The sequence below is a fragment of the Streptomyces sp. NPDC002867 genome (genome assembly GCF_053591895.1).
The window spans coordinates 208,353-225,357 of the sequence record NZ_JBSFUR010000008.1 but is presented as its reverse complement, the minus strand read 5'-3'; the positions used below and the strand labels follow the sequence as shown (position 1 = coordinate 225,357).

Sequence of the window (17,005 nt, the reverse complement as noted above, 5' to 3'; positions counted from 1 at the left end):
ACGTGTCCGTTTTTCGTAAGGAGTCGATGTCCGCTATGTCTGCCGGGAGTTCCTACGGTGGCAGTCGTGACCGCTGACACCGTGGACGTCGTCCTTCCCTGTCTGAACGAGGCCGGGGCCCTGCCCTGGGTCCTCGCCCGCATCCCGGCCGGCTGGCGGGCCCTGGTGGTGGACAACGGGTCCACCGACGGATCGGCCGGCATCGCCCGCTCCCTCGGAGCCACCGTCGTTCCGGAGCCCCGGCGCGGCTTCGGCGCGGCCTGCCATGCCGGACTGCTGGCCGCCGAGGCCGAGTTCGTCTGCTTCTGCGACTGCGACGCCTCCCTCGACCCCGGCCTGCTGCCCGGCTTCGTCCGGACCGTCGCCGCGGGTGAGGCGGATCTCGTGCTCGGCCGCCGGCGGCCCCGGAGCAGGGGTGCCTGGCCGCTGCACGCCCGCGCCGGAAATCTCGCCCTGACCCGGATGCTGCGCCGCCGCACCGCGCTGCGGTTGCACGACCTCGGCCCTGTGCGAGCGGCGCGCCGCGAGGCCCTCCTCGGCCTGGACCTGACCGACCGGCGTTCCGGATACCCGCTCCAGATGGTCGTCCGGGCCGCTGATGCGGGCTGGCGGGTCCGGGAGCAGGACGTGCCCTACCTGCCCCGCACCGGGAAGTCCAAGGTGACCGGCACCTGGCGGGGCACGTGGCAGGCGGTCCGCGACATGCGCGCGGTCCTCGCCGAGCCCCCGCACACCACCGCCCTCGGAGGCGTCCGGTGACCACCCTGCTCGTGATCGCCAAGCAACCCCTGCCCGGCCGGGTGAAGACCCGTCTCACCCCGCCGTTCACCGCCGAGGAGGCGGCGGCCCTGGCCGAAGCCGCCCTCACCGACACCCTTGCGGCAGTGGCCGTCACCCCCGCCGACCGGCACGTCCTGGTCCTGGACGGCTCCCCGGGCCCCTGGCTGCCGCCCGGCTTCGAGGTCCTGCCCCAGTGCGCCGGCGGCCTCGACGAGCGGCTCGCCGCCGCCTACGCCGCCTGCACCGGCCCGGCGCTGCTGATCGGCATGGACACCCCGCAGGTCACACCCGGCCTCCTCACCCCCGCCCTGGACTTCGGCGGTCACGACGCCTGGTTCGGCCCGGCCGCCGACGGTGGGTTCTGGGCCCTGGGCCTGGCCACGCCCGACCCCGCGCTGCTTCTCGGCGTACCGATGTCCGTACCGGAGACCGGCGCGGTGCAGTACGAGCGCCTGCGTGCGGCCGGGCTGAGGACCGGGCTCCTGCCACGCCTGCGGGACGTGGACACCGCCGCCGACGCGGCCGCGGTGGCCGGCGAGGCCCCCACCGGACGGTTCGCCGCCGTGCATCACCGGCTGACCGGAGCCCCGCGGACCGTGCGATGAGGGCCCCCGCCGCCGCGGGCGACAGGACCGGCACAACACCCGCTCCTGCCTGGCGGGACGAGCCCTACGCCTGCGCGCTGCGCGCAGGGCACGGCCCGCTCTTCCTGCGCCGCGACGACGGCTGGCTGTTGCCCCTGGAGGTCGAACGCTGGTGCGCCGACGCGGACACCGCCGACGAGAGCGTCCTCGCCCGGTGCAGCGGCGCGGTTCTGGACATCGGCTGCGGTCCGGGCCGGCTCGTGACCGCGCTGGCCGAGCGAGGCCACAGGGCGCTCGGGGTGGACGTGAGTCCGGCCGCGGTGAGACGGACCGTACGCCGCGGCGGCATGGCCCTGTGCCGGTCCGTCTTCGAGCCCCTGCCCGGCGAACGCCGCTGGACCACGGCCCTGCTCGTCGACGGCAACATCGGCATCGGCGGAGACCCCGTGGCCCTGCTGCGGCGGACCGCAGGGATCCTCGCTCCCCATGGGCGGCTCATAGCCGAGGCCGCCGCCGTCGAGGTGGACGAGCGCTGCGAGGTGCGGCTGGACGACGGGCGCGGCGGCCTCGGCACCCGTTTTCCCTGGGCCCGAGTCGGCCCCGATGCCCTGCTCCGCCATGTCGGCAGGGCAGGGTGGGCAGCCGCCCACGTCTGGACGGCGGCGGGTCGGCACTTCGCCGAACTCGTGCCCTGCCCTCAGCCCTCCGGCGGGGCCTGAGGGCCGGCCCGGGACGTCCTGACCCGCCGCCGCAGGCGGGTCAGGCCCACCCAGGCCAGCGCGACCCCCGCGACCACCGCCAGGACGAGCAGCAGATTGCGTACGTAGGGCAGGGGCAGGGCCGAAGGGTTGGGCGGAGCTCCCGGCCGCAGCAGCAGCGGCAGGGTGACCAGCACCAGCGCCCCGCCGGTCACGAGCGCGCCGCGCACGACGGGGCGCGCCGGTACCGCCGCGACCAGCAGCCCGACGGCGAGCACCACCGGCGCGAGCACACCGTCGTGCAGCACCAGCGCGCCCGCCATCCACAGCAGGACGTCGTACGGGTCGGGCCGAGCCGCCAGGTGCCGGCCGCCGATCCCGATGAGCAGCAGGCCCAGCGCGCCCAGCGCGTAACGGACCACGGACACGGACCTCACAGCACCTCCAGCCGGGTGACCCACTTCGTCTGCAGCACACCGGGCCGGTTCGGCGCGATGATCCGCGCGGGAAAGCCGTGATCGGCCGACAGCACTTCGCCGTTCAGCCGCAGCGCCAGCAGCGTCAGCGGGTCCTGCGCGTACTCCCGTCCCATGTCCATCACCCGGTACGCCCCCCGCACTTCGAGGGACACCACGCGCACCCCGGCGTCCGGCAGGGCTCCCGCCCGCTCGATCAGGTCCCGGATCCGTACACCGCTCCACCAGGCGTCCACGCTCCAGCCCTCCACGCACGCGATCGGCAGCCGCGCCCGGAACGGGGGCAGTTGGCCCAGTTCGGCAAGGGTCAACCGGTACGGCCGGGGCCCCAGCACCTCCAGGGACCAGTCCCGGACCGCGGCGTCCGTCACCCCGGCGGCGGCCGCCGTCCGGTTGACCGGCAGGCCCTGGGGCCCGTGACCGGGATGACGGGGCGCCAGCAGATCGACGGAGGCCAGCGGGGTGAAGGACTGGCCGACCGTCGTGACGGTCATGGCGCCCACGGCCGCCCCGACCCCGAGCAGCAACGCCCTGCGGTCAGGGCCGTCCTGTTCCTCGTCCGGCAGCGCGAGCGTTCCCGCGGACCGCCTGCTCCAATGGGCCCTGATCTCGGGTGCCTTGACCGCGAGATGCAGCAGCACGGACCCGGCCACGACCCAGGCCACGGCATAGTGGACCGGCACGAAGGAGAACGGCCACGGGTACCACTCGGCGATGTTCAACAGGCCGGTCAGCACCTGGAACACGCCCGAGGCCACCAGCACCGCCACCGACAGCCGCTCCAGAGCGTGCCGCACCGACCGGACCGGCGGCCACACGAACAGCCGGGGGTAGACCGCCCACAGTTTCGCCAGCAGCAGCACGATCGCCGCCAGCCCCACACCGACGTGCAGCCCCTGCGTCAGCCGGTACCCCCACACCGGCCGCGAGGGCAGGTGATCGGCGAGCCAGACCGGTGGGCTCTGCAGGAAGTGACTGATCAGCCCCGTCAGGAAGCACACGGCGAGCGCCACGCCGAGCCACCGCCCGAGCGCCGTGGCGGTGCGCGGATCATGCAGACGCCCCGAGAAGACCGGTGGGCGGAAGGCGGGCAGGCGCACGTGAGGCAGCCGGAGTGCGGGCAGTCTGAAGGCCGGAAGGTTCCGGTACCGGCCGATTCGGGATCCCATGCACTCATGCAACCGCGCCCACCGGTCGCGCGGACGGGTCCGACACCTTACGAAATACGGACGCCCTGCCGTGCCACCGTCGGCGACGGCCCGCGCGCTGCCAGGGTGAACGCGTGACCCACCCGCCTGCCACCACCCCCCGGGCCACGGTGGCCACCATCGTGCTCCTCGCCATGCTCGCCGCCGTGCTCGTCCTCACCGTCCGCAAGGACGGCTACTTCGCCGGCCTGGCCGGCCTGTCCTGGTGGTACGCCGCCTCCTGGGCCCTGTTCGCGGCGGCCGCCTGGACCTTCCGCAGGGCGCCCGCCCGGCACACCGTCGCCCTCGTCGTCGCCGGTGGCATCGCGGTGGCCGCCACCGGACTCGCGGCCGCGCCCCGGACGAGTACCGACTCGTTCCGCTATGCCTGGGACGGCCGGGTGCAGGCCGCGGGCATCTCCCCCTACGACCACGCCCCCGCCGATCCCGCGCTCGTGCCGCTCCGCGACACCTGGCTCTTCCCCACGGGGCCCGACTGCGGAAAGCCGGACCTCGCCGCTGTCTCCGACGGCGTGTGCACCCGCATCAACCGCCCCCAGGTCCACACCGTCTATCCCCCGGCCGGCGAGCTCTACTTCTTCCTCGTACACGCCGTCTCCCCGGACGGCGTCCGCCACAAGGCATTCCAGACCGGCGGAGCGGTCCTGGCTCTCGCCACCACCCTGGTGCTGCTACGGATCCTGCGCCGCAGGGGGGACCCGCGCAACGCCGCTTACTGGGCCTGGTGCCCGGCTGTTCCCGTCGAAGCCGTCAACAACGCCCACGCCGACGCCCTCGCGGTCCTGCTCTGCGCCGCCGCACTCGGCCTGACAGTCCGCCACCGTGCCGTCGGAGGCGCTCTCCTGGGCCTGGCCACGGCCGCGAAACTCCTGCCGGCCATCCTGATCCCCGGCGCCCTGTCCGGTGTACGCCGCGGGCGCGACGCCGCCGCGACCCTGCTCCCCGCCGCCGCCGTGCTCGCCGCGCTCTACCTCCCGTACGTCCTCCTCTCCCACTCCTCCGTCCTCGGCTATCTCGGCGGCTACGCCGAGGAAGAGGGCTACCAGGACGCCTCCGCCGACAACCGCTACGCCCTCCTGCGCCTGGTCCTGCCCGACTCCTGGTCCGTGCCCGCAGTGATCACCGTCATGCTCGCCGTGAGCCTGTACGCGATCCGCCGCGGCGACCCCGGGCGCCCCTGGAGCGGAGCCCTCCTGGTCACCGGAACCGCCTTCCTCCTGACGACCCCCGGCTACTCCTGGTACGCCCTGCTGCTGGTCGCCCTCGTCGCGCTCGACGGCCGGTGGGAGTGGCTGGGCATCGCCGTCGCCGGCGCCGCCGCCTACCTGACCGCCCGGGCGGTCCCCGACCCCGGCACGATCGCGTACGCGCTCGCCGCGTTGGCCGTCGCCTGCGGTGGGGCGGCCCGCTCCTCACCGGGTGCGCCGGGGGGCTCCAAGCGGCCAGTACGGGCTCGCAGCGCGGTCGGGTGGGTCCGCCGGCCCTGGTCTCGGACCACGGACTGATGGCAGACATGTGATCCGAACCGGGTCCGGGGAATGCGTCGCGGTCGTGCATCCGAACGTCGTGTCCCTGTACGCGGCGCGAACGCTGACGACCCCTCTGACGTGCCGGCCCCATGCGGTGCTGCGGATGCACGAGCGCCTGCTCGTGCTGCTGCATGCGGCAGGAACTGGCCGACCGAGGCGGAGAGGAGCAACTCACCGCCGGAGTGGATGGGTTGCTCGACGGTCTGGCCGCCGCCGACGGCTGGGGGGAGTCCGGCGGATCAGCCCAGGCGCCTCCGGCCCCCACGCGCCGCCCTCAGGCGTCCGCCGGCGTCACCGGGATCTCCGCCCAGACCTGCTTGCCGCCGCTGAGCGGTACGGAGCCCCAGGCCGCCGACATCGCCTCGACGATGAGCAGGCCCCGGCCGCCGGTCGCCTCCCAGTCCACGTTGGCCGGCTTGACCGGACTGCGCGGCGACGCGTCGTTCACCGCGATACGGAGCCGGTCCGCCGACAGTGTCAGATTGAGCCGTACCTCGCCCCTGGTGTGCGCGATCGCGTTCGTGACCAGCTCGGACACCACCAGCAGGGCCACGTCCACCTCGTCCCGCACATCCCACGACCTCAGCGTCCGCGCCGTGAAGCGGCGCGCGTGCATCACCGCGTCCGGCAGCCGCCACACCGTCCAGTGGGTCCGCCGGGGCCGGGCGCGGGTGCCGTCGTAGCGCAGCAACAGCACGGCCACGTCGTCGTCGCGGCCGTCGGCGCTGCCGAGCAGCCGGTCCGCGACCCGCCCCGTGTCGGCGGGGTCGGCGTCCGCGAGGACCTCGCGCACCCGCAGCATGCCGTCCTCGAGCGCGAGATGCGCCGACTCGACGAGTCCGTCCGTCAGCATCGTCAGGAGCGTCCCCGGGGCCAACCCGGCCTCGGTCATGGGGAATTCGGAGTCCGCCAGCACCCCCAGCGGAGGCCCTCCCTCGACCGCGAGCTCCTGTGTCGTCCCGTCGGGGTGGCGCAGCACGGGCGGCAGGTGCCCCGCCCGTACGAACCGGGCGATGCCCTCCTCCATGTCCAGGTCCGCGTAGAGGCAGGTGGCGAACAGGTCCGTCTCCATGCCCACGAGCAGCCGGTTGGCGCGGGCGACCACCACGTCGGGCGGATGCCCCTCCACCGCGTACGCGCGCACGGCCGTGCGCATCTGGCCCATGATCGTCGCGGCACCGGCGCTGTGGCCCTGGACGTCGCCGATGACCAGGGCCACGTGCTCGTCGCTCAGCGGGATCACGTCGTACCAGTCGCCGCCCACCTCGAGTCCGACCGTGGCGGGCAGGTAGCGGGCGACGGCGACCCCGCCGGCCAGTGCCGGAAGCTTCCGCGGCAGCAGACTGCGCTGGAGCATCGTCGCCAGCTCGTGGCCCGCGTCCAGGGCGTGCGCGCGGGTCAGGGCCTGGCCCACCAGGCCCGCGACGGCCGTCAGCAGCGACCGTTCCTCCGGGCCGAACTCGTGCGGCGCGCCCCACCCCACCAGGCAGACCCCGACCATGCGCCCGTCCGCGGGAAGCGGCAGCACCGCCAGACCGCCCGGACCGATTCCGGCCAGACCCGGCTCCAGACCGGTGCCCGAGGTCCACAGGCTCACGTGGCCGTCGCGCAGCGCGTTCTGCAGGGTGGGCAGGGCGTGGCACGACGCGTCCGGCCACTCGGAGCGCCATTCGGACTGCCACACCTGCGGCCAGGCATGGTGGTCCGGCGGGTCGAGGACGGTGACGAAGAGCCGGTCGCCCTCCAGCTCGGCCATCGCGATCCGGTCCGCGCGCAGCGGGCCGCTCAGCGCCGAGACCACGAGCCGGCTGACCTCCCGTACGGTCGTGGCTCCCGCCAGCTTCGCCGACAGCTCCTGCACGACGGCCACCTCGTCGGCGGTGGGCCGCAGGTAGGCCGCGTCGGCCACCACGCCGAGTATGCGCTCGGGTGTTCCGTCGGGGCCGAACCGCAGCCGGCACCGCAGTCCCAGCCAGCGCAGCTCGCCACCCGGGCGCCGGACACGGAACGCCAATTGGCCCCCCGCCTCGGCCAGTCGGCCCGGCTCCACGATGTCCATCAGCGCCGGCACGTCGTCCGGCACCGCGCAGGCCAGCAACGTCTCCGCCCGTCCGTCGAACCGCTCGGGCGCCATGCCGAGCAGTCTCAGCATCTGGGGATCCGCGTCCATCGCGCCCGTGCTCAGCGTCAGCGTGAACGCACCGCCCTGCGGCGGCACCAGGGAGGGGCCGTGCGAGCGCGGGTGCGGGGCGCGGCCGGAGGAGCGTGCCGCGGCCGATTCGAGCCCGGCCGCGACCTGGTCGGCGTAGAGCTCCAGCAGTGTGCGGCTGTCGGCGTCGAAGCCGCCGCCGACGTCCCCGGCGACCACGAGGCACCCGAGCTCCGTGGCGCCGCGGCCCAGCGGCAGGGCCCCCAGCGACAGCGGGCGGGGAGAGGTGCCCGATCCGGGGTGGAGGAGGGGCGCGTCCCCGCCCACCCCGTACGCGGCGACGTCCGAGGGCCCGAGCCACAGCGGCCGGCCCGCGCGAAAGGCGTCCGCCGCCGGGGAGCGGCCGGTCAGAGGGACGTGCGTCGGCAGCCCGTGCGTCCCACCGCGGTCCCCGGCGACCTCGGCCAGGCGCAGGCCGTCGCCCTCCTCGGCCAGCACGTAGACAGCTGCCAGCTCGGCCCCGCGGAACGCAAAGTCTTGCCTTGTCAAAGTTTGTACCGCCTCCGTACGCGGACAGGCGTCGCCCTCTCTCCCATGCTGCCGTTCACCGGACGTTCGCAGCTAGTCAGGCGTCAGGACCAAGGAGCAGGGACTGAATGATGCCCGCGCGGGCGGCCGACGGCAGCCGTCCTTGGACAAGTGAGCGAAAGATCCACCTGTGGAGGTAATGCCGCGATGGCGGTGGTTCAGGGGGTTGCCGGGACGACCAGCCGCTCGTCGCCGGGCGGCACCAGCCGCATCGTCCGCTCCAGCCAGGCCGTCAGCGCCACGGCGGGAGCCCGCAGCACGGTGTTCCCGTCCGGCGCCGACAGCAAGAGGCAGATCGCGCTGCGCTCCTCGTGGACGGTGGCGGGCCAGATCCGCACGTCGCCCTCGCCGCTCGGCCGGTACACCCCGTCGATGAGCAGGTCCCGCCCGAACGTCCAGCTGACGGGGTCGGGCGTGTCGATGTGGAAGGCGATGTGCACGGCGTACGGATCACTGACGCGGTAGACCAGTCGGGTCGGTACGGTCACCGGCGTGCGCGCGGCCGGCCGGGCGCCGAGCACGAGCTCGAACTCCAGCTCGCGCTCCACGACCGTGCGCGCATCCGGCGCATCCTCCCGGAAACCGTGCGTGCAGGCACTTGGCGAGCTCCTCACCCATGCGTGCGGTCTTCTGACGAGGAATCAACGGCACCGCACGCGCCCTGGATAGCGTCCGTCGGCGGCAGGGTCGCTTAGACCGCTTAAACCGGACCCGGAGCAGAACGGAGTGCCGTGTGCGCCCCAAGAACGAGCGGCTGGCACGCGCCGTGCGCGAGTCCGGCTACAGCTACGCCGAGCTCGCCCGCCAGATCCGCGCCCTCGCCGCCGAGAACGGCACCCCCGTACGCACGAACTCCTCCGCCGTCGCCCACTGGATCGCCGGCACCCGACCGGGACGCGCCACCGCCCAGCTCATCGCCGAGGCGCTGTCGCGGCGGCTGCCGCTGCCGGTGTCACCGGTCCAGCTCGGCCTGCTGACCTCGCCCGAGGCCGACGACGACCCCCTTCCGCGGCCCGGTGACGACCGCGACCCGCTGGAGGTCCTCGACGCCCTCACCGCGGCGGACATCGACCGCAGCCCCTGGTCCCGCACCGTCCCCTACAGCGTCGTCGCCGCCGCCCTTCCCCTGGCAGCGGGCGCACCCCGCACGGAGCCGGGAGACGCGGGGCACGGCACGGGCACCGCCGGAGAGACGGAGGTAGCTGCCGTGCGCGAGATGACCCGGCTGTTCACCGTCGTCGACGAGCGCTTCGGCGGGCAGCACGGACGCGCGGCGCTGGTGCAGTACCTCAGAAGCGACGTCGCCGCGCTGTGCCGCGCCCGCTTCCGGACCGGGGAACTCAAGCGGCAGATGCTGTCGGCCGGGGCGTGCGCGGCCTACCTGGCCGACTGGAAGGCGTACGACGCCGGTGAACAGGGACTCGCCCAGCGCTACTACCTCCAGGCGTACGCCCTCACCCACGAGGCGGACGACGAGCTGCACGGCGCGTTCGTCCTGCGCGTCCTCGCCCACCACGGCATGGAGGTGGGCCGCCCGGAGCACTCGCTCGACCTCCTCGACGAAGCGCTCCGGCGCGTGCGGGGCCGTACGGACCCGGCGACCGAGTCCCTGTACGTCGCCACGCGCGCCCGCGCGCTCGCCATGGCCGGCCGGGGCAAGGAGGCCGTCGCGGAGGCGGCGCGCGCGGCCCGGCTCGTGGACGGCGCGGACGAGCGGGAGATGCCGTTCTGGGCGGCGCTGTGGGGATCGGCGAGCGCCTGCGTGGGCAACCACACGGCCAAGGCAGCCGAGCACCTCGGCTCCTACGACGTCGCCGAACGCCACTTCAGCCAGTCCGTGTGGAGCCGCCCCGGCGGCGATCACCGGCGCATCACCGCGCTCAGCGTCGCGCACGCCGGGAGGATGCAGTGCCGGCAGGGCCTGGTGGAGCAGGCGTGCGCCACCTGGGATCAGGCGCTGCAGCTGATGGACGGGGTGCGCTCCACCCGCGTCACGCGCGCGGTCGCCGGAATGCGGCGCGAGCTGGCCCCGTACCGGCAGCGCAGGGTGCAGGCCGCCGTCGAGCTCGAGGAACGCGTGCGGCTGTGGACGGCCGAGGAGGACGTGTGAGCATCCGGCAGCCGACCGAGCGCCCGGTACGGACACCGGCATCCGTCAACCGGGTCACGAGCGCGGCACTCGTCGGCACGGTCATCGAGTTCTACGACTTCGCGCTCTACGCCACCGCCGCCGCGATCGTGTTCGGCCCCGTCTTCTTCCCCGGCTTCGCGCCGGCGGCGGCGACGCTGGCCGCGTTCGGGACCTTCGCCACCGGCTTCGTGGCGCGCCCGCTCGGCTCGGTCCTCTTCGGCCACATCGGCGACCGGCTGGGCCGGCGCGTCGTCCTGCAGTCCACGGTGCTGGTCACCGGTCTCGCCACGTTCGCCATCGGACCGTTGCCCGGCTACCGGGAGCTGGGTGTCGCCGCGCCCGTCTGCCTCGTCGTCCTCCGCTTCGTCCAGGGGCTGGGGATCGGAGGCGAATGGACGGGGGCGGTCCTGCTCGCCGGCGAGCACGCGCCGGCCGGCCGCCGCGGGCTGTGGGCCTCGTACCCCCAGACCGGCCCGGCGATCGGCTTCCTGCTCGCCAACGGCTGCGTTCTCGCGCTCTCGGCGGCTCTCACCGAGGGGCAGTTCCTGGCCTGGGGCTGGCGCGTGCCGTTCTGGTGCGCGGGGCTCCTCACCCTGATCGGCTTCCTCCTGCGGTCCAGGATCGCCGAGACGCCGGTCTTCCAGGGGCTCGCGCGCGACGACGCCCTCGCCCGCTCCCCGCTGCGGACCGTCCTGCGGCGGCACCGGGGACGCGTCCTGCTCGTGGCGGGCGCGGTCACGTGCACGTACGCGGTGCACTACACGGCCACGGTCTGGGCGATGTCCCACCTCGCGGGCCGCCCGGGCTTCACCGCCACAGGGACGCTGCTGTGCCTGATGGCGGGATGACCGTGATGGCCGCCGCCACTCCCGTCGCCGCCGCGCTCGGCGACCGCTACGGCAGGCGCACCCCTGAGCATCGCCGGCTGTGTGGCCATGGGCGTCACAGCCGTGCCCTATCTGGCGCTGCTGGGAACCGGCGGCCTGCCGGCCCTGTGGGCCTGCACGACGGTGATGCTCCTCGCCCTGATCACCATGCTCGGCGTGCAGGGCGCGTACATCCCGGAGCTGTTCGCACCAGGGCTGCGTACGTCGGGGACGGCGGTCTCGTACAACCTGGGGGCCGTGCTCGGCGGAGCGCTCACGCCCCTGATCAACAGCAGGCTGGCGCAGACGACGGGCGACGGCGTGCCGTGGGCGGTGGCGGCCTACCTCGTGGGGGTGTGCCTGGTGAGCCTGCTGTGCCTGCTGCGGCTGCCGGACACACACGCCGAGGAGCCCGCCTGACGCAAGGGGCGCCGGGCGGACGGCGGCGCCGGGGCGCGTTCGACGGGCGGGGCCGGTGCGGCGGGGCGGAGTGCGGCGGGCGTCGAGACGGTGCTGTTTCCCGCGCTCGGGATCGGCGCGGATCCGGCGTGGACCGTACGGCCACGTTCCGCTGCGTCCTGGCGGCCGAGCGGTGACCCTGGAGGAATGCAGCGACGCTCCGACAGGGTGAAGGTCCGCCGGGTCTACGAGACGCCCGACCCGGACGACGGCGTGCGCGTACTCGTCGACCGGCTCTGGCCACGCGGACTGGCCCAGACCGAGGCGCGCGTCGACGAATGGCCCAAGGCGCTTACCCCGTCGACGGAACTGCGCCGCTGGTACCACGGCCCGGACGGGACGTACGAGGAGTTCTGCAGGCGCTACGAGGAGGAACTCGCCGAGCCCGAGGCGGCCGAGGCCCTGGAACGGCTCAGGGGCCTCGCGGCCGACGGACCGCTGACCCTGCTCACGGCGGCCAAGGACCCGGACGTCAGCCATGCGTCGGTGCTGCTGCGCCTGCTCCGCGGGCGCCGCTAGCCCGCATCACCCACGCCGGCCCGTACAGCACCCCGGCCCGTGCGGCTGACCGCACCGCGCCCGGCCCAACCCATCGCGGTGCCGGGCCGCGTACGTCACGTGCCGGGGCGCGGCACCCGGTCCGCCGGACCACCTGTCAGTTGCGGGGCCTCGGCCACCGGGTCCACCGGGCCCGTAAGGGCGTCCGCCAGCTCCCGGGCCCACCGAGCCAGGCCCGGAACGTCGATCCCGTACGGTCCCTGGTACGGCGTGATCCGCTCCGCTCCGCGCAGCAGCAGCCGCGCGCCGCCCGTGGTGTTGCCGCGGGCGGCGTGCGTGAGGCCGACCGCCAGTTGGGCGAGCCCCCGCCACAGCTCCCGTTCAGCGACAGGGCCCGACTTCCAGGCGTCCTCGAAGACCTCGTGGGCGTGGAACGGCATACCCCCGTCCAGCAGCCGCTGCGCCTCGGCCACTGTCTCGGGGCCGGTGCGCCGCACGCCCTCGGGCTGTCGCTCCACCCCCGGGGCGCCGTACGGGAGGGGGCGCCCGAGACCGTCGCGGGGCCGGGCACTGCGGGCGCGGCCCTCGGCGTCGCGGTCGCGGCGGGGCCCGGCACTGCGCTGCTCGTCCATACGGCGATTGTCCCCCGCCCGACCGACGCCCTCGTCGGCGGCACTCAGGCGCCGGAGCCCGCCGCCGGGCGGGGGTGCCGCCGCAGGAGCCACGCCCCTGTCGCCGCCGACGGGTGTGACGCCAGGGGAGTGAGTTGGATGTGGCAACCTAGGAGCATGAAGGCACCGACGCCCGAGGACGGACCGGCCGCCGCACTCACCATGGACTCGCGCGGCAGGCCCTGCTCGATCGCCGTCTCGCTCCAGGCGGTCGGAGAGAAGTGGGCGCTGCTCGCGGTCCGGGAGATCAGCTTCGGCAACCACCGCTTCGGTGCGATCGCCCGCAACACCGGCGCCCCGCGCGATGTCCTGACCGCACGCCTGCGTCACCTGGAGGCGGTGGGCGTCCTCACCCGCCGCCGGTACAGCGAGCACCCGCCCCGGTTCGAGTACCACCTCACCGACGCGGGCCGCGACCTGCTGATCGTGCTGACGGCGCTGCGCGACTGGGGCGACCGCTGGCTCGTGGACGAGCCGCCCGCCGTCTTCACCCACTCCTGCGGCGAGGAACTGGACATGGTCCACAGCTGCCGCCACTGCGGTGCCGAGGTCTCCCCGGACGACCTGCGCCTGACGGTGCGCAGCCCGGGCTGGGACCGCGGCGGCCCGGTCGCAACAGATCCGCCCGGCGGCCCCGCGGAGTGAGGTATCGGCCGCGGGCAAGGCCGAGCACCGTTGCGTGGTGATCGAAACTCACGGCACGGCACTGTGGAATTCCGGCGCCACAGCAAAACCCGTAACGGACAAGGTCAGTTTTCGGTCCCGTTGGGCGCTGTATTGATCGTGCGGATGTTCACCGATAGCACTCCTGCGCAATCCGAGGTGTCCCCCACGGCGATTTCAGCCCCCGCCTCCACGTCTTTTGCCGCTGGCATGTGGCAGGAAAAGGACCAGGGGGAATGGTCCCGAGCAGCGACGGAGAGGGGCTGTACCCACACAGCTCATATCTCCAATCAAACGTCAACGCTCTGAATTTCGGCCAAACTTGGTATCGGCCTTGTTCCCGTCGGGAAGGGTCAACAGGCTGAAGTGGTCGGCCTGTTCGGGACGGGGCCACTGCCGATGCACCACCTGCTCGCACAACTGCGCGAACAGGCGTTACGCGGAGGGGAGCTCGCGATGGACGGTTATTTCGCCAGTCGACTGCATCACCAGCTGCGCGCCCAGGTGAGGGATTTCGCCGAACGGGAGGTGCGCCCGCGTATTCCGGCCATGGAGGCGACTCGCGCGGTCGACAGGAACCTCTCCCTGCTGATCGCCCGGCAGGGCTGGCTCGGCGTCACGATCGGCGCCGACTTCGGCGGCATGGCCCTCGGCCACCTCGCCAAGACCCTCATCATCGAGGAGCTGTCACGGGTCAGCGGAGCGATGGGCGCCATGGTGCAGGCGTCGCAGCTCGGCGTCGCCAAGATTGTCCATTTCGGCGACGACGAGCAGAAGAAGACCTGGCTGCCCGCGATAGCCGCCGGCGAATGCCTGCCGACCATCGCCGTCACCGAGCCGGAGTCCGGCGGACACGTGCTCGGCATGAGCGCCACCGCCGTGCGCGACGGCGACGACTACGTCCTCAATGGCCGGAAAGTATATGTGGGCAACAGTCATGTCGGTGATCTGCACGGCGTCGTGGTCCGCACCGGTCCGGGCTCGCACGGGCTGACCGCCTTCCTCGTCGAGTCCGGCCGGCCGGGGTTCCGCATCGGCGAGCAGAAGCCGACGATGGGACTGCACGGCTTCAGCTTCGGCGAGCTGTTCTTCGACAACTGCCGCGTCCCCGCCGCGAACCGCCTCGGCGAGGAGGGCGACGGACTGTCCGTCGCGTACTCCTCCAGCGTGCTGTACGGGCGCGCCAACCTCACCGCCGTGTCCCTCGGCATCCACCAGGCGATCCTGGAGGAGACCACGCGCTTCTGCGAGCAGCGCCACCGTTACGGCAGGCCGCTGCACGAACTTCCGTCCGTCAAGCTGAAGTTGGGCACGATGCAGTCGCGGCTGATGACCTCACGGCTCGCCGCGTACCACGCGGTCCACCTGCTCGACGCGGGCATGTCCTGCGACGCCGAGCTGATGAACGCCAAGCTGGTGAACGTGGAGTCGGCGATCGACTCCGCCCGCAACGCCATGGAGATCCACGCCGCCGCCGGGCTGTTCACGGACCGACCCATCGAGCGCTACATGCGGGACGCCCTTCACATGTTCGCGCCCGCCGGCACCTCCGACGTCCAGCTGCTCCGCCTGGCCGAGGTCGCGCTCGGCACGGCGAAGGGCCAGTGGTCGCAACGGCTGTCGGACGCTGTACGGATGGCGCCCACCGGCTGAGGCGCGCGCGAGCGACAGCGCGGAGGACAGTTCCTGGGGGCGACACGCCCCGGGGCGCCCCGCACGCCCCGGGGGCGCGCCTCAGATGCTCCCGTCCTCCCGCCGGTGGATCTGCTCGACCAGCTCCGCCGCCAGGGACTTGATCGTCTCGAGCCCCGCCCTGCCCCACGGACGCGGTTCGGTGTCCACCACGCAGATCGTGCCCAGGGCGATCCCCGTGCGGTCGATCAGCGGCGCGCCCAGATAGGAGCGGATGCCGATCTCGTCGACGACCGGATTGCCCGCGAAACGCGGGTAGTCGCAGACGTCCTCCAGGACGAGCGCCTTGCGCCGTACGACCACATGCGGGCAGTAGCCGTGGTCCCGCGCCATGAAGCGGCTGACCTCCCCGCCCGTCGCGGCCGCGCCCAGGTCGGTGCCGCTGTGCGTGCCGCCCGGTGTGTGCAGCCCGGCGAAGAACTGCCGTTTCTCGTCGATGAAGTTGACCATCGAGTACGGCGCGCGGGTCACCTCCGCGAGCTTGTGGGCGAAGTCGTCGAAGGCGGGGTCGGGCCGTTCCCCGAACCCGAGCTGGCGCAGGCGCTGCACGCGGGCGGGTGCCTCGCGGTCGACCGGGGTCAGCAGCAGATGGCCGGTGGGGTCGTACGTCATGTCGGTGCTCCATAGCTCGGTGCCGGGGCGGGCTGGGCGGTGGTGGTGAGCAGATGCCGGACGAGGGTGACCAGGGTCGCGATCCCGGAGCCGGCGACCCGCGCGTCGCACAGCACGACCGGCACCTCCGGCTTGAGGTCGATCGCCGCCCGCACCTCGTCGGGCTCGTAGCGGTACGCACCGTCGAACTCGTTGACGGCGACGACGAACCCGATGCCGCGCCGCTCGAAGAAATCCACCGCGGAGAAGGACTCCTCCAGGCGGCGGGTGTCCGCCAGGACGACCGCTCCGAGCGCGCCCTCGGAGAGCTCGTCCCACATGAACCAGAAGCGCTCCTGGCCCGGTGTGCCGAAGAGGTAGAGCACATGGCGGGCGTCCAGGGTGATCCGGCCGAAGTCCATGGCGACCGTGGTCGTCGTCTTGGCCTCGATGCCGTCCAGGCTGTCCGTCACGGCGCTGACCTGGGTGAGCAGCTCCTCCGTGCTGAGCGGGTCGATCTCGCTGACCGCTCCGACGAACGTCGTCTTGCCCACTCCGAAACCGCCCGCGACCAGGATCTTGAGCGCGGTCGGAAACAGGTCGGCGGCTTCAGAGCCGTCGTCGTAGGCCATCGAGCACCGCCTCCAGGAGTGATCGGTCCGTAGGTGTGTCATGCGTGCGCGGCGCCCGCGCGGTGACGGCGCCGCAGTCCACGAGGTCGGACAGGAGCACCTTGGTGACGACGGCCGGCAGTCTCAGGTGCGCGGAGATCTCGGCGACCGACGTCGGCCCGTGACACAGTCCGAGTGCCATGGTGTGTTCGGGGCCGAGGTGTCCCTGCGGCGCCGATCCGGTGGCCATCACCAGACTGAGCAGATCCAGCGCCGTCGTCGGCCGGGTGCGGCCGCCGCTGACCGTGTACGGACGGATCAGCCGGCCGGCCGCGTCGTCCAGCAGCGGCCCCTCCTTGGGCGCGGGCATGTCACTGCCCCGCAGTGCTCTGCACCCCCGCTGCCGTTCTGGCCGGCGTGACCAGGTACGGCCGTACGCTCTTGACCAGCATCGCCATCTCGTACCCGAGCACGGCGGCGTCGGCCTCGCGTCCGGCGAGCACGGCCAGACAGGTGCCGGAGCCGGCCGTGGAGACGAACAGCAGGGTGGAGTCGAGTTCCACGACCACCTGGCGCACCTCGCCGCCGTCGCCGAAGCGGGCGCCGGCGCTGCGGCCCAGCGAGTAGAGGCCGGAGGCGAGGGCGGCCATGTGGTCCGCGCTGTCGTGGTCCAGGCCGTGCACGGATTTGACCAGGCCGTCGGAGGAGAGCAGTACAGCGTTGCGGGTGTACGGCACACGCTGTACGAGGCCGCTGAGCAGCCAGTCGAGGTCCGAGACGTGGCCGGACGGCACATCGCTCGCCATGGTGC

The 17,005-nt window shown here is 73.3% G+C and carries 17 protein-coding genes and 1 pseudogene; 9 read left to right on the top strand and 9 right to left on the bottom strand.

Annotation, left to right across the window (positions count from 1 at the left end; all coding sequences use genetic code 11):
- Nucleotides 1–57: 57 nt before the first annotated feature.
- From ACWD0A_RS11035 to ACWD0A_RS11025, 3 genes are read left to right on the top strand one after another with little or no spacing between them, the layout of a single operon-like run.
- On the top strand, nt 58–759 hold the full coding sequence (locus ACWD0A_RS11035; RefSeq protein ID WP_451296759.1) for a glycosyltransferase family 2 protein: 702 nt from the start codon (nt 58–60) through the stop codon (nt 757–759).
- A complete protein-coding gene (locus ACWD0A_RS11030; RefSeq protein ID WP_451296757.1) occupies nt 756–1,385 on the top strand; it encodes a TIGR04282 family arsenosugar biosynthesis glycosyltransferase in 630 nt (209 codons plus the stop codon). Before ACWD0A_RS11035 ends, ACWD0A_RS11030 begins: the two co-directional genes overlap by 4 nt.
- Entirely contained in the window at nt 1,382–2,083 is a 702-nt protein-coding gene (locus ACWD0A_RS11025) for a class I SAM-dependent methyltransferase (protein ID WP_451296755.1), read from the top strand. Before ACWD0A_RS11030 ends, ACWD0A_RS11025 begins: the two co-directional genes overlap by 4 nt.
- Here ACWD0A_RS11025 and ACWD0A_RS11020 read toward each other — a convergent pair.
- Complete coding sequence (locus tag ACWD0A_RS11020) at nt 2,062–2,490, bottom strand: hypothetical protein (RefSeq protein WP_451296753.1); 429 nt, start codon at nt 2,488–2,490, stop codon at nt 2,062–2,064. The two genes, ACWD0A_RS11025 and ACWD0A_RS11020, sit on opposite strands and share 22 nt — an antisense overlap.
- 5 nt (nt 2,491–2,495) lie before the next feature.
- Entirely contained in the window at nt 2,496–3,707 is a 1,212-nt protein-coding gene (locus tag ACWD0A_RS11015; protein WP_451296751.1) for a molybdopterin-dependent oxidoreductase, read from the bottom strand.
- A 173-nt stretch (nt 3,708–3,880) separates the two neighbouring features.
- On the opposite strand from ACWD0A_RS11015, the gene ACWD0A_RS11010 reads away from it, so the two are divergent.
- Nucleotides 3,881–5,251, top strand: coding sequence for a glycosyltransferase 87 family protein (locus ACWD0A_RS11010; protein ID WP_451296811.1), 1,371 nt, complete (start codon nt 3,881–3,883; stop codon nt 5,249–5,251).
- 298 nt (nt 5,252–5,549) lie between these two features.
- On the opposite strand, the gene ACWD0A_RS11005 is transcribed toward ACWD0A_RS11010, so the two are convergent.
- Together ACWD0A_RS11005 and ACWD0A_RS11000 are read right to left on the bottom strand one after the other, a co-directional pair.
- Complete coding sequence (locus tag ACWD0A_RS11005) at nt 5,550–7,973, bottom strand: SpoIIE family protein phosphatase (RefSeq protein WP_451296749.1); 2,424 nt, start codon at nt 7,971–7,973, stop codon at nt 5,550–5,552.
- A gap of 197 nt (nt 7,974–8,170) precedes the next feature.
- Complete coding sequence (locus tag ACWD0A_RS11000; RefSeq protein WP_451296747.1) at nt 8,171–8,560, bottom strand: SsgA family sporulation/cell division regulator; 390 nt, start codon at nt 8,558–8,560, stop codon at nt 8,171–8,173.
- Nucleotides 8,561–8,745: 185 nt separating this feature from the next.
- Here ACWD0A_RS11000 and ACWD0A_RS10995 point away from each other — a divergent pair, with 185 nt between their 5' ends.
- The 3 genes and pseudogenes from ACWD0A_RS10995 to ACWD0A_RS10985 all read left to right on the top strand — a co-directional run bounded on the left by ACWD0A_RS10995 (nt 8,746) and on the right by ACWD0A_RS10985 (nt 11,987).
- Nucleotides 8,746–10,122, top strand: a complete 1,377-nt coding sequence (locus ACWD0A_RS10995) for a hypothetical protein (protein WP_451296745.1) — start codon at nt 8,746–8,748, stop codon at nt 10,120–10,122.
- A gap of 2 nt (nt 10,123–10,124) precedes the next feature.
- Nucleotides 10,125–11,429: pseudogene (locus ACWD0A_RS10990) on the top strand (MFS transporter).
- 186 nt (nt 11,430–11,615) lie between these two features.
- Nucleotides 11,616–11,987, top strand: coding sequence for a DUF488 domain-containing protein (locus ACWD0A_RS10985; RefSeq protein WP_451296743.1), 372 nt, complete (start codon nt 11,616–11,618; stop codon nt 11,985–11,987).
- Between the two features lie 95 nt (nt 11,988–12,082).
- Here ACWD0A_RS10985 and ACWD0A_RS10980 read toward each other — a convergent pair whose 3' ends face one another.
- Complete coding sequence (locus ACWD0A_RS10980; RefSeq protein WP_451296741.1) at nt 12,083–12,598, bottom strand: DUF309 domain-containing protein; 516 nt, start codon at nt 12,596–12,598, stop codon at nt 12,083–12,085.
- 156 nt (nt 12,599–12,754) lie between these two features.
- On the opposite strand from ACWD0A_RS10980, the gene ACWD0A_RS10975 reads away from it, so the two are divergent.
- Both ACWD0A_RS10975 and ACWD0A_RS10970 read left to right on the top strand, forming a co-directional pair.
- Nucleotides 12,755–13,282 carry a winged helix-turn-helix transcriptional regulator gene (locus tag ACWD0A_RS10975; RefSeq protein WP_451296739.1) on the top strand — a complete coding sequence of 176 codons (528 nt, stop codon included), beginning with the start codon at nt 12,755–12,757 and terminating at the stop codon, nt 13,280–13,282.
- Between the two features lie 474 nt (nt 13,283–13,756).
- Nucleotides 13,757–14,953: an acyl-CoA dehydrogenase family protein gene (locus tag ACWD0A_RS10970; RefSeq protein WP_451296809.1), complete on the top strand. Its 1,197-nt coding sequence runs from the start codon at nt 13,757–13,759 to the stop codon at nt 14,951–14,953.
- 81 nt (nt 14,954–15,034) lie between these two features.
- Here ACWD0A_RS10970 and ACWD0A_RS10965 read toward each other — a convergent pair whose 3' ends face one another.
- The 4 genes from ACWD0A_RS10965 to ACWD0A_RS10950 are packed head-to-tail and all read right to left on the bottom strand — an operon-like array spanning nt 15,035 to nt 17,000.
- Entirely contained in the window at nt 15,035–15,604 is a 570-nt protein-coding gene (locus ACWD0A_RS10965; RefSeq protein ID WP_451296737.1) for a GAF domain-containing protein, read from the bottom strand.
- The gene (locus tag ACWD0A_RS10960) at nt 15,601–16,215 is read right to left on the bottom strand and encodes a GTP-binding protein (RefSeq protein WP_451296735.1); all 615 of its coding nucleotides are present in this window, start codon (nt 16,213–16,215) and stop codon (nt 15,601–15,603) included. The genes ACWD0A_RS10965 and ACWD0A_RS10960 overlap by 4 nt, the downstream gene beginning before the upstream one ends.
- The gene (locus ACWD0A_RS10955; RefSeq protein ID WP_451296733.1) at nt 16,193–16,564 is read right to left on the bottom strand and encodes a DUF742 domain-containing protein; all 372 of its coding nucleotides are present in this window, start codon (nt 16,562–16,564) and stop codon (nt 16,193–16,195) included. The genes ACWD0A_RS10960 and ACWD0A_RS10955 overlap by 23 nt, the downstream gene beginning before the upstream one ends.
- Nucleotide 16,565: 1 nt before the next feature.
- Nucleotides 16,566–17,000, bottom strand: coding sequence for a roadblock/LC7 domain-containing protein (locus tag ACWD0A_RS10950; RefSeq protein WP_451296731.1), 435 nt, complete (start codon nt 16,998–17,000; stop codon nt 16,566–16,568).
- Nucleotides 17,001–17,005: the final 5 nt, after the last annotated feature.